The organism is Candidatus Poriferisodalis sp., assembly GCF_965237655.1.
GTDB lineage: Bacteria > Actinomycetota > Acidimicrobiia > Acidimicrobiales > Poriferisodalaceae > Poriferisodalis.
In genome coordinates this window covers 1,565,285-1,576,795 of record NZ_CBDEGB010000002.1, presented here as the reverse complement: position 1 = coordinate 1,576,795, position 11,511 = coordinate 1,565,285, and the positions used below count along the sequence as shown (strand labels likewise).

Genomic DNA, 11,511 nt, shown 5'->3' with positions numbered 1-11,511 from the left:
TCAGGCCGCGGCCGCCCGCCGGACGCGAATCAGGTCAGTGGCGGTCTCTGACGCAACTGCCGCATCGCGGCAGTAGGCATCTGCACCGACTGCCTCACCGAATTCCTGGTTCAGCGGGGCGCCGCCGACGATCACGAGGTAGTCGTCGCGCAAGCCCAGCTCGATGAGCGTGTCGATGACGACCTTCATGTACGGCATCGTGGTGGTGAGTAGTGCCGACATGCCCAGGATGTCCGGCCGGTGCTCGTCGAGAGCAGCGAGGAATTGGTCGACATCGGTATTGATGCCCAGGTCGATGACCTCGAAACCCGCGCCTTCGAGCATCATTCCCACGAGGTTCTTGCCGATGTCGTGGATGTCGCCCTTGACCGTGCCGATGACAATCTTGCCGATGGGCTCGGCACCGGTCTCTGCGAGCAGGGGCCGCAGCACCGCCATTCCGGCCTTCATCGCATTCGCCGCGAGCAGTACCTCGGGGACGAACAGGATCCCGTCGCGAAAGTCGATGCCGACGATGCGCATGGCCTCGACCAACGCTTCGTTGAGAACCTTGTCGGCTCCCCAACCGCGCCCGAGCAACAGCTCGGTGCCCTCCAGGATCTCGGGCCCAAGCCCGTCGTAGAGATCGTCGTGCATCTGGGCGATGAGATCGCCATCGTCAAGGGCTGCGAGATCAATCTCTTCATCAGCATCGTCGGTGTCGACGGTCGCCGCGTCAGCCATGCCCTGCCCCCCTCGCCATCGTCATGACGTGTGCCGGGCACCCCCGTCCCGGTCGCCTGTCTCACATCCAGCGTGGAGTCCTGCGGAAGGGTTGTTCCACCTAGTGTTTGTTCCGCATAGTGGAACTGTGCCGCAGAACGGTACAGCAGTACGGTATCACGTACCTTGCGCAAACGTCGACATACGGCAACATCGCGCCGGGCTCAAACAGAGCCGTCGGCCGGCAGATCTCAGCGGCGATTGGCGCGGATCTTCCCAGCGAGTTCGGCACCGGCGACTGCAAGCACTGCCAGTCGCGTGTCACGGGACGAGCGTTCAGTGATCTCCACGTTGCCCTGCGCCAAGCTGCGCGCTCCGATCGTGACGCGGTAGGGGATGCCCACGAGCTCGGCATCGGCCAATTTCACGCCGGGCCGCAGCGGCCGGTCGTCGTAGAGACAGTCGACACCGTGGTCGCTCAGCGTCCGGTAGACCTGCTCGCCAGCCTGCGACTGCGCATCATCAGACGGGTCCAGGACGGTGACAACAGCCTCGTACGGGGCGACGGCGACGGGCCAGTACAGGCCCCGCTCGTCGTGGTGCGTCTCGGCCACGGCGGCCATCGCCCGCCCGATCCCAATGCCGTAGCTGCCCATGATGGGGGTCTGGGCGACACCATTGGTATCGAGCACCGACACGCCCATCGCTTCGGAGTACTTTCGGCCGAGCTTGAAGATGTGTCCAGCTTCGATGCAGCGCACAATCTCCAACCGAGCGCCGCAGGAGATGCACGGTTCACCTGCCGACACCTCGCGCAGATCGGCCCAACGCGGATCGATGATGTCGCGCTCGGGATCCACGCCACGCAGGTGCCAGTCGTCTTCATTGGCTCCGGTCGTCATGGACCGACGGCCGCGCAACGCTTCATCTGCATAGACCGGCAGATCGTCGACGCCGACTGCACCGAGACTTCCGGGGTTGGCGCCGAGCTGAGCAAGCGTCTCGGGTGCAGTGGCGGGTCGCACATCGGTGGCGCCGCTGCAATCGGCCAGCTTCTGCAGGTTGAGCTGGTGATCGCCCCGCAGGGCCACGAGGGTGAGCTGATCGTCGAGGACCATCACCATGGTCTTGATCTGCCGGTCAGCCGGCGCGCCGCCGTCGAAGGAGGCGAGCGCATCGATCGTGCGAACCCCTGGAGTGGGAAAGCGTTCGGGTGCGGTGACCGACGGCGGGTCGGTGACGGTCGGCACCGCCGCGAGGGCTCGCTCCACGTTGGCCCGGTACCCGCATGAGCTGCAGCGGGCCACGTCGTCCTCACCTACGGGCGACGCCACCATGAACTCGACACTGGCATCGCCGCCCATGGCGCCCGAGGAGGCCTGCACGGTCATCACCTCGAGATCGAGACGCTCGAAGATCCGCAAGTAGGCCTCGCGGTGTGCCTCGAACGAGACGTCCAGACCCGCTTCGTCCATGTCGAAGCTGTAGGAGTCCTTCATCATGAACTCGCGCACGCGCAACAGTCCGCTGCGCGGGCGCGGTTCGTCACGGAACTTGGTCTGGATCTGGTACCAGGTCTGGGGCAGTTCCCGATACGAGTTCATCTCCGCCGCGAGCGTTGCGAAGACTTCCTCGTGTGTCATGCCCAGCACGACATCAGCATCGTTGCGATCGCGCAGGCGGAACATCTCCGAGCCCATGAGCGCCCATCGACCGCTGCGTCGCCAGAGATCGGCGGGATGCATCGCCGGCAGCAAGAACTCCTGCGCGCCGATGGCGTCCATTTCTGCCCGCACGATGTCGGCCACCTTGGTGTGCACTCGCAGACCGAGCGGCAACAGGCTGTAGTGCCCCGAGTGCAGCTGACGGATGAAGCCGGCCCGGATGAGGAGTTGATGGCTCACGGCCTCAGCCTCTGCGGGCGCATCACGCAGCGTCGGGATAAACGAATCGGACCATCGCATCCGACGCAGCGTAAGCGTGCGACCCGTCACATGCTTTGACCACTTCGCAGATTCGGGGCCCTAGCGGCGCTGAGGGTTGCGTTGCGATGCGAAGCGTGTCCAGTACCCTCACCCTGCCTAGCCACGACTGCACATCAATCGTGCAGTCTCGGCAGCGGACCGGGGCCACAGTGCCGACCACGGTGACTGTGCCCGCAGCGGGTCCTGCATCGACAGCTCGGACCAAGCGCGCAGCGCAGTCCGGACGGGCGGCGTAGTGCACCTGTTGGTACCCCTCATGACGCAATGAGCGACGAAGACTCACAGACACTGGTTCCGAACCATGGCGCGGCGGCGCCTGCGGTCCTCACGCGCGCCACAGCTGCTGTCAGCAACGGTGGCGTCACCGTGGCGGCAGCCGCAGAACTCCGCAATGGCGCGACGGTCTCTGCCTTGGCGTCGATGCGCTGGGAGCAGATCGCTCGTCTTGTGTGGGCAGAGGCGCATGGCACCGCCGGGCTGGCAGAGGTCGCCACGCTCGAGACCGATCCGCAGCGCTGGGAACGGGTCCTGCTGGACCTGCTCGATCAAACGGAGACCTCCCTGTCGGGGGCACGCCGTCTGCCGCGTCCGATTCGGCGGCAGGTGGTACGAGATTTCGAGGCCGACTTCAGTGAGCTTGCCGCCGCCTACGAACGCCTGACAGGTCTCGACGCCACGCATGCACCGGATGACACCCCCTCCGGCACGGCCAGCGACGATGCCCCCGGTGCCGCTGCGGGACCGCTGCGGGAGCCAGCGGCGCTGCAGCTGTCGTGGCAGCCCGGGCGGATCGTGGCGTGGGCTGCGGGGGCTGGCACCGAACCCGACGCCACAGAGCGAGTCATGGACCGTCTCGTCGCTACAGGCGCGCCGGACAGCGTTTGGCGCCCGCATCCGAATATCAAGCTGCCCGAGGGCACCAGCGCCGAGGCAGTCGTGGCCGATGTCAGCGACGTCCTGGGCTGGCTGGTCGGTCTCGACGGACCCGTCACCAGTCCTGGGGCGGCATCTCCGGAAGCGGCCGAGACTTCCTCTGCCGTCATCTCCGAGAACGGTCTGGGGAACGACGACGAATCCCTGCACGGCAATGAGCATCTCGACAGAACCGTCGGCGACCCCAACGACGATCGCCTCCTCAGTGCCAGCGCGCTGTGGATGCGGACCACTGCCCGCATGGCGGTGGAACTGGTGGCGGGGGGACGAACGGTGCCGCGGCTGCACCGGGTTCGAAAGCGTCGCAATCGCAAGCGGCCCGACACGGCGGAATTCTCGGTTCAGTGGCAGCCGGCTTCGGCCGAAGCCGACCGGTTGGCAGCGCTCATCGACCGCTTGCCGGGTGCAGTCTCGGCTCCCGAACCGAAAGCAGAGCCGCGCACGACGGTGCAATCGGCCCTGGCCGGCATGGTGGACGCCATCGTGACGAGCGCCGCAAAGCGCCTTGACGTTCCAGCAGCATCTCCGGAGCCCCGCAGCCGGGCGGAGATGGCAGAGGCCTTCTTGGCCTACCTGGATGGCACTCGCTTCGTCGGTTCAGCTACTCAAGGCTCGGATCTGGCCCGGCGTATCGAGCTGTGGGCCAGGCCGGTGACCGCCGCCGCGCGCCAGTCGCTCGTGGTGCGGCTCGACGAGCCTGATGACGCCGGAGCCTGGCATATGGAAGTGCTGGCCCTCAGCCCCGAGGGCACGGCCGAGCCCGTCGAGGTGGCGATGGTGAGCGGCGTCAGCTCGCATCGCACCGAAGTACGCGACCAGCTCGCCCGCCTTGAACGGCTGCTGCCGGTGTTGATGCGCCCTGGCGGCAAGCGACGCGGGGAGGTCGTGCTCAGCCAGGACGAGGCGTGGGAACTGATGTCTGTCACCGGCCCGGCGCTGCAGTCCGCGGGCTTCAAGGTGGAAGTCCCGAACCTCTCGCGTGAGCGTCCGGCTCCGTCGCTGCGTCTCACCGCCACCGAGGCCACTGACAGCGCTCTGGGCGCGCAGCAGCTCACCGCAGTGAGCTGGACCGCTGTTTTTGGAGATGTGGAGCTCACAGCGGATCAGATTCACGAGCTGGCTTCACAAGCACGACCACTCGTACGAGACCGGGGCAAATGGATCGCGCTCGATCATGCCGACCTGGCCGAAGCGGCTGTTGCGCTTGCCGAACGAGCAGACGTCACCGCACTCACCGGTTCGCAGATGCTGCGCCAGGTACTGGGCCTCGAGGGCCCGACGGTACGTGGCGGCGTCACCATCTCAGGAGGCGGCTGGGCGGCTGACCTGCTGCGCTCCGCAGCTGAGATCTCCGCTGCGCCGCGGACCAGCCCCGAAGGTTTCGTCGGCGAGCTGCGCAACTATCAAGCCGAAGCGGTCGCGTGGCTGGAGTTTCTCGACGGGGCTGGTCTTGGGGGTTGTCTCGCGCTGGACATGGGTCTGGGCAAGACCCCAACAGTGCTCGCTCGCATCGCGGCAGACCAGCGTCAAACGCCGGCACTTGTCATCGCGCCACCGGCGGTCGTCGGCAATTGGGCGGCTGAGACAGCACGTTTCACACCTGGGCTGTCAGCGATCATCCACCACGGTCCGGCTCGGCGCGAACCCGCAGAGCTGGTACGCGCGCTGCGTGACGGCAGCGAACAGATCGATGTGGTGATCACGACGTACGGCACCGCAGTGCGCGACATCGACGCACTCGAAGAGGTGACGTGGGACCGCATCGTGGTCGACGAGGCACAGGTCATCAAGAACCACACCAGCGAGACTGCCAAGCAGCTTCGGCGGTTGTCTGCTCGCATCCGTGTGGCGTTGACCGGCACCCCGATCGAGAACGGGCTTGGCGATCTGTGGGCGATCCTGGACTTCTGCAATCCGGGCTTGGTGGGCTCAAGGACGCCGTTCATCGCTCAGCTGCAGCAGCCCGGTGACGCTCGAGGAGCTGCCGAATCAGCCCTACATGCACTCAACGGCGTGCTGGTGTTCCGCCGCACGAAGGTGGAGCCCCAGATCGCCGCTGAGCTGCCCGACCGAATCGACGAGCTCGCGCACTGTGCCATGACACCCGAACAGATCGGCTTGTACCAGGCAGTCTTGGACCAGCTGATCGTCGACACCGCGGCGAGCGAGCAGGCAGGCGAAAGGCGCAAGGGGGCCGTCTTGGCGGCCATCACCGCGCTCAAGCAGATCTGCAACCACCCGCTCAACTACCGCCCCGACGACATCAACAGCCAGATCGCCGGACGCAGCGGCAAACTCGACCGCTTGCACGAGATTCTCGAGGCAGTCTTCGCGGCGGGGGAGCGGGCGCTGGTATTCACGCACTTCGCCACCTGGGGCGAGCGCCTGGCGACCCACCTGACGCGACGGACCGGACAGCAGATCGACTGCTATCACGGCGGTCTGGGTCGCACAGCCCGCGACCGCATGGTGCACCGATTCCAGACCGAGGACGGTCCTGGGGCGATGGTGCTATCGCTGAAAGCAGGCGGCATGGGACTGAACCTGACCGCAGCGAGCCATGTGGTGCTCTACGACCGCTGGTGGAACCCCGCGGTGGAGGATCAGGCCCGCGACCGGGCGTGGCGCATCGGCCAGACGCGCACAGTCATCTGCCACCGCCTGGTCTGTCCAGGCACCGTCGACGAACGGGTGGAAGAGGTTGTGGCTGGCAAACGGCGCATCGCCGACATGGTGCTGCCGAAGTCCAGCTCCATCGGCGATCTCGACTCTGAGCAACTCCGGCACGCCCTGGGCATCGATGCCGATGCTCTGCTCGCCGACGACTTCGACGGAATCGATGCCGACACGCCGGAGATCGCCGAGCTGGTGCCCGCCGGTGCCTTAGTTGCAGGTGGGTCATGAGCAGCCGTCGCCGCCGCAAGACCTCGCGCACCCGGCGCCTTGACGGTGCCGAAGTCCAGCAGCGGCAGGCTGCTGAGGCGAGCGCAGCCTTCTGGCATGGCTCAACCAGAGCTGCGATTTCGCCGGAACACGCTGATGCTGCCGCCAGTTCGGCGGCGACGACGGCCAGCGCCGAAGACGCTGCGGTTCCGCACGCCGATATCGGTACCGAGGCGCGCCGCATCTCGGTCACGACCGACCCGACCTCAACGGTGCGCTCGCTCGGCAAACCGCCGCTCGCAGGACGCGAGACGGTTGCGGGGCACTATTTCGAAGCCGTCTATAAGCGCGCCGTAGCCATGGCGGGTGCCCTCGCCGCAGCGGGTGGGCTGCTCGCTCCCGACGGCGAGGGGCCCACGGCGTTCTGATCGTCCCTGAGCGCTTCTGAGCGCTCGTGAGGGCCGCATTTCACGTATCCAGCGGCGTGCGACCGGGTTCAGCCCGCCGCCTGAGGCGCGACGCCGACTACCTCGCCGCGGTTGATGGTCACCCAGTCGCGTGCTTCGAGATACGGCCTGAAGGTGTCGAAGATCTTCTTCTCGTCGCGAGGTATGTGCTGGATCTCATACAAGTGCGGGAATTCCAGCCAGCCGAGGACCAGGTCCCACATGCGCAGCGCAGCATCTCCCGTGGGCGGATCGAGCAGCACCGGTCCGAAGATCGCCGTGTCGCCGAAGTACAGGGTCGGCACCCCGAAGCCACCTGAATCGATGACTCGCTGGTGCTCGGCCTTGATCTCGTCGTGGGTGCTCGGGTCTTCGATGGAGAGGTCGACAATCGCTGGATCTGCGCCGATGTCGGACAGCAAGTGCCGAGCCACGTCGGGATTGTGGGGACGGTTGCCGTCGACATGCAGGGCTCTGCCCGACACCGCGTACCACTGGTCGAGCAGGTCCATGGAGTCACGCCGGAGAATCGCTCCGATGCGCATCATCGACCAGCCGTAGCTCCAGTCGCGCTCCCACGGGTGCTTCTTGCCCTCGCGCAAGTTCACCTCTTCGAGGCTGAAGAACTTCCAGTTCACCTGCAACCCCAGCCGGTCGCGGACGTCTCGCATCCACAGCGACGTCTGGTACGCCCACGGGCACATCACATCGAAATGGAAATCCACTTCGGTGGGGCCGGTGTAGTTGTCTGCATTGATTGTGCTCATGAGGCTTCCCTCTAACCGCGGCCGTGGCGCAGCAGCTGGCCAGGGGTGGCGCCGGTGCAATCGCCGGAGGTGAACGTGACCTCGCCGTTGACGATGATGTGGTCGTATCCCTTGGCCCGCTGGATACGGCGCCATTCGCCGCCCGGCAGGTCGTGCTCGACGTTGCCGATCCAGGGCGGGTCGATCTCGAGCTCCTCCATGTCGTAGACCACGACATCTGCCGCAGCGCCCTCTCGCAGCGTTCCACGGTCCTTGAAACCTGCCGCGTGCGCTGCGAGCGCCGAAAGCCGGTAGTGGGCCTCTTCGAGCGTCACAGTGCCCTCGTCACGCACCAGCCACGTCAGGAAGTCGGTGGTGTAGGAGCCGCCGCTGAAGAACTTGGTGTGCGCGCCACCGTCTGATACGCCGGGGATGGCGTACGGCGATTGCATCATCTCGCCCATGAACTCGGCATTTGAGCCCTTGTCAGGGCCGAGGAACTCCACGTTGAGATCGCCCTGGAGCGACAGGTCCAGCATGACCTCGATGGGGTGCTTGCCCTGTTCTTCGGCGAGGTCGCCGACAGAGCGACCCACGTACTGCTGCATGTCAGCTTGGCGGTTCACGCCTTGTACGACGAGACCCTTCGGATTGCCGCCCACACCGGCCTGGATGACCTGCAGGCGGCGGTCTGCCTCGGCGGCCTCAGCCACGAGTGCGGCGCGCAGCTCGGGATCGGACATCTTGGCGATCTTGTCCTCCTTGGTGCCCGTGGTGACCGTACGCCAAGCGGGGGAGGCGTCGTAGAGGTTCCAGTGCTCGAGCGTGAAGGCAAAGCCTGCGCGACCGGTCCCGCACTGCGCGTAGATCGGCAGCTCGGCAGACCAGCACCCCTCGATCCAACGCAACGGACGGCGGTGCACTTCAGGGTCCTTGCGGGCAGGCACCACCACGTTGTGCAGGATCGGCCGCTGGGCTGTCGCTGCAAGGACCTCGAGGAACTTGATGTCGGCCCGGATGTCGCCGGTGCCCTGGGTGATCTGGATGAAGCCCTCGTCCCGTTCCGCCAGCACACGCGCCAGGTTCAAGATGTCCTCGTCGCACATGATGTCGGTGACCATGGGGGAGCCGTCGTAGTCGGCCTGCACGCTGTCGGGACCGAGTCGCTGGATGGAGAAGCCGCACAGCCCGGCATCCATGCCCTCGTGCAACAGGCGCGCCATCTCCTTGCGCTCTGCGGTCGATGCCGGCTCGCCGGCCTTGGCCTTCTCGAGTCCCATCACGTAGGTCATGAGCGAGGCCGTGGGCATGTACTGGATGACGTTGACGCCCTTGGGGGCCCGCTCGAGCGAATCCAGGTATTCCGGGATGGTCTCCCAGTCCCAGTTCATGCCCAGCCGCATGGACTCATACGGGATCGCCTCGGTGCGTGTCATGGTCAGCATGGAGCGGTCGCGGAATTCCGGCTTCACCGGCGCGAATCCGAAACCGCAGTTGCCCAGCACTACCGACGTCACGCCGTGATAGCCCGAGATCGTGCACCACGGATCCCAGCGAATCTGGGCGTCGTAGTGGGTGTGAAGGTCAACGAAACCGGGGGCGACGATCTTCCCCGTGGCGTCGATCACCCGCTCCGCAGTGCCTCGGGGACGACCGCCGAGCTGGGCCACTTTGCCGTCGGAGATCCAGACGTCGCCCTTGTAGCGCGGCACTCGCGTGCCATCGACGATCGTGCCGCCCTTGATGTGAATGTCGTACTCGCTGCTCATTGCGCGCCCCCGCATCATCCGAACTGGCCACAGGCACGCAAATAACGCGCCAAAGCCGCATATTCAAGGTACTCGCGCACTGGGGTGCTCGCCGGAGCAATGACAACCAGTTGTCACCTGCGCCCCATAGCCTCCGACCCGTTTGGCAACAGCGGAGTGGTGCATGCGGGGTACTGGCCAAAGGAGACACGTTCCGGCCAATTCCTTGGTGACCTCAGCGGTCGCCTTGGTCGTCCTCATTGTATTGCTGGCTCTGAGCCTTGGCGCCACCACCCGAGCCGAGCGTTCCCCCGCAGCACATCCCTACACCCAACAGCCGACGTTCCAACCCAGGGCTGATTCGGTCAGGGCCACCAGCAGTGCCTTGACTCAGCCTCCGGTCCTCTTCGACAGCTCCGGGCCCGAGCTTCCCCGCCGAATCGGGGTTCAGGGGGATGCGGTTGGAGAGCATCCAAATCTGCACCCGTCGCCGATCGCCACCGCCCACGTCGTTGTTGAACCCGGAGACCAGTTTCGCCGCACCGTGGCTCCAGGCGTTCCCATCGAATGCGATCGTTACCGACCCTTGGTGGCCGACACCGGGGACTGGGATCCCGATGTCGTTCTCGCTTTGATCTGGCGGGAATCGTTCTGCAATGAACGCGCCGTCTCACCGACCAACGACTGGGGGCTGCTTCAACTCAACGCAACCTGTTGGGCCGGAAAAGGCATCGATGGACTTCCTCGTGTCAGACACCTGCCCGATGGAATCGACCCGCCCGATCTCCAGTGCGATGGCGCCACTGATGCCACACCCACCGCGCAATGGTGCTTCCACGCCAAAGAGGAAGCCATTGTCACCGGCCGCCGACCGCCGTCACCCTGCGATGCCTGGCTCAACCCTGCGACAAACCTCGAGACCGCGTATGAGATCTGGCGTATCCAGGGCTGGCGGCCCTGGTGCTTTGACGACACCAGCAGATCCACACCAGCGTGCCAAGCCGCAGCTCTGGTTCCCGATGCCGAACAGAAGCAGCTCTAGCCGCCGCACGTTCACTTACCGCTCCTACGAACAGCCTCCGCACACCTGCATCCGCCTGGGGGACTTCCTCACAGTTGCGGCCGTGGGCCCATAAGGTCTTAACTTTACATAATGTCTATTATCGGCGTTGACACAACAGCAGGTTGTTGCAGGGCACCATCTTGGCAGCCACAGGCGGAGAAGGTTCCCGACGGAGCGTCCGTCTGGCCTAACGCGTTGCTGCCCCGGCAGATGACCTCGTCGCGGTCACCTGCCGTCGAAACCGACTGGCGTATATCTAGTTACTAACGATATAGATATACTCCGACGTGTGACCAAACGGTTGATCGACATCGACGACGCGCTGCTTGCGGAGACCCGGCGAGTTACGGGTGCCTCCACTATGAAAGCAGCCGTCAACGCCGCACTGCGACACCTTGTCGAGAGCGATCTGCGCCTGCAGCACGTGCGTCGACTCTCAGATCTTGCGGGCACTGACATTGCCGACGACGAGGTCATGACAGCTGCATGGCGCTGAGTCCGCAGTTCATCGCCGACAAGAGCGCTCTGGCACGGCTCCACCATGCTGAGGTAGCCGAACTTCTTGCGCCGCTGATCGTGGAAGGCCGGGTTGCCACGTGCCCGATTGTTGACCTCGAGATGCTCTACAGCGCCCGTTCACACGCTGACTACGAAGCGATTCTGGCCGAGCGCCGTGCGATGCCGTCGGTTCCCATCAACACCGCAGTCACGTCCCGGGCAATTGAAGTCCAGCACCAACTCGCACGCCGCGGCCACCATCGACTCGCGCTTCCCGACCTGCTCATCGCAGCCGCAGCCGAACTCAACGACCTCACTGTCATCCACTACGACGCCGACTACGACCGAATCGCCGAAATCACCGGTCAGCCGACGGACTGGGTCGCTCCCCGCGGCTCGCTCTAAGCGACAGTTGCAATCTTGCCGATCGACAGATTCGATGTGGACTACCTGGCCACTCTCGCCGACGTCGCGATCAATGTGGCTGCCACGTGGCCCGCCGCTGCG

9 protein-coding genes are annotated in these 11,511 nt (G+C 65.3%); 5 read left to right on the top strand and 4 right to left on the bottom strand.

Going from position 1 to position 11,511, the window contains the following annotated elements:
- Positions 1-723 (bottom strand): corrinoid protein, encoded by a 723-nt coding sequence (locus tag ACPXYO_RS15395; protein WP_423922318.1) that lies wholly within the window; start codon positions 721-723, stop codon positions 1-3.
- 230 nt (positions 724-953) lie between these two features.
- Positions 954-2,666 (bottom strand): proline--tRNA ligase, encoded by a 1,713-nt coding sequence (locus ACPXYO_RS15390; RefSeq protein ID WP_423922316.1) that lies wholly within the window; start codon positions 2,664-2,666, stop codon positions 954-956.
- 285 nt (positions 2,667-2,951) lie between these two features.
- Between ACPXYO_RS15390 and ACPXYO_RS15385 the strand changes: the two genes are divergently transcribed.
- Together ACPXYO_RS15385 and ACPXYO_RS15380 are read left to right on the top strand one after the other, a co-directional pair.
- Positions 2,952-6,524: an SNF2-related protein gene (locus ACPXYO_RS15385; RefSeq protein WP_423922313.1), complete on the top strand. Its 3,573-nt coding sequence runs from the start codon at positions 2,952-2,954 to the stop codon at positions 6,522-6,524.
- Complete coding sequence (locus ACPXYO_RS15380; protein ID WP_423922310.1) at positions 6,521-6,931, top strand: hypothetical protein; 411 nt, start codon at positions 6,521-6,523, stop codon at positions 6,929-6,931. The genes ACPXYO_RS15385 and ACPXYO_RS15380 overlap by 4 nt, the downstream gene beginning before the upstream one ends.
- A 68-nt stretch (positions 6,932-6,999) precedes the next feature.
- Here the strand turns inward: ACPXYO_RS15380 and ACPXYO_RS15375 are convergent, their stop codons facing one another.
- The gene (locus ACPXYO_RS15375; RefSeq protein WP_423922307.1) at positions 7,000-7,716 is read right to left on the bottom strand and encodes a DsbA family protein; all 717 of its coding nucleotides are present in this window, start codon (positions 7,714-7,716) and stop codon (positions 7,000-7,002) included.
- A gap of 11 nt (positions 7,717-7,727) precedes the next feature.
- Entirely contained in the window at positions 7,728-9,464 is a 1,737-nt protein-coding gene (locus ACPXYO_RS15370) for an N-acyl-D-amino-acid deacylase family protein (RefSeq protein ID WP_423922304.1), read from the bottom strand.
- 523 nt (positions 9,465-9,987) lie between these two features.
- On the opposite strand from ACPXYO_RS15370, the gene ACPXYO_RS15365 reads away from it, so the two are divergent.
- From ACPXYO_RS15365 to ACPXYO_RS15355, 3 genes are all read left to right on the top strand, one after another.
- Positions 9,988-10,485, top strand: coding sequence for a transglycosylase SLT domain-containing protein (locus ACPXYO_RS15365; protein ID WP_423922301.1), 498 nt, complete (start codon positions 9,988-9,990; stop codon positions 10,483-10,485).
- A 310-nt stretch (positions 10,486-10,795) separates the two neighbouring features.
- Positions 10,796-11,002 (top strand): type II toxin-antitoxin system VapB family antitoxin, encoded by a 207-nt coding sequence (locus ACPXYO_RS15360; protein ID WP_423922298.1) that lies wholly within the window; start codon positions 10,796-10,798, stop codon positions 11,000-11,002.
- Positions 10,993-11,409, top strand: coding sequence for a PIN domain nuclease (locus tag ACPXYO_RS15355; protein ID WP_423922296.1), 417 nt, complete (start codon positions 10,993-10,995; stop codon positions 11,407-11,409). Before ACPXYO_RS15360 ends, ACPXYO_RS15355 begins: the two co-directional genes overlap by 10 nt.
- The last annotated feature ends 102 nt before the right edge of the window (positions 11,410-11,511 follow it).

Coding starts and splice junctions, on each gene's coding strand:
- ACPXYO_RS15395 (WP_423922318.1), bottom strand. CDS start 723: ATGGCTGACGCGGCGACCGTCGACACCGACGATGCTGATGAAGAGATT.
- ACPXYO_RS15390 (WP_423922316.1), bottom strand. CDS start 2,666: ATGCGATGGTCCGATTCGTTTATCCCGACGCTGCGTGATGCGCCCGCA.
- ACPXYO_RS15385 (WP_423922313.1), top strand. CDS start 2,952: ATGAGCGACGAAGACTCACAGACACTGGTTCCGAACCATGGCGCGGCG.
- ACPXYO_RS15380 (WP_423922310.1), top strand. CDS start 6,521: ATGAGCAGCCGTCGCCGCCGCAAGACCTCGCGCACCCGGCGCCTTGAC.
- ACPXYO_RS15375 (WP_423922307.1), bottom strand. CDS start 7,716: ATGAGCACAATCAATGCAGACAACTACACCGGCCCCACCGAAGTGGAT.
- ACPXYO_RS15370 (WP_423922304.1), bottom strand. CDS start 9,464: ATGAGCAGCGAGTACGACATTCACATCAAGGGCGGCACGATCGTCGAT.
- ACPXYO_RS15355 (WP_423922296.1), top strand. CDS start 10,993: ATGGCGCTGAGTCCGCAGTTCATCGCCGACAAGAGCGCTCTGGCACGG.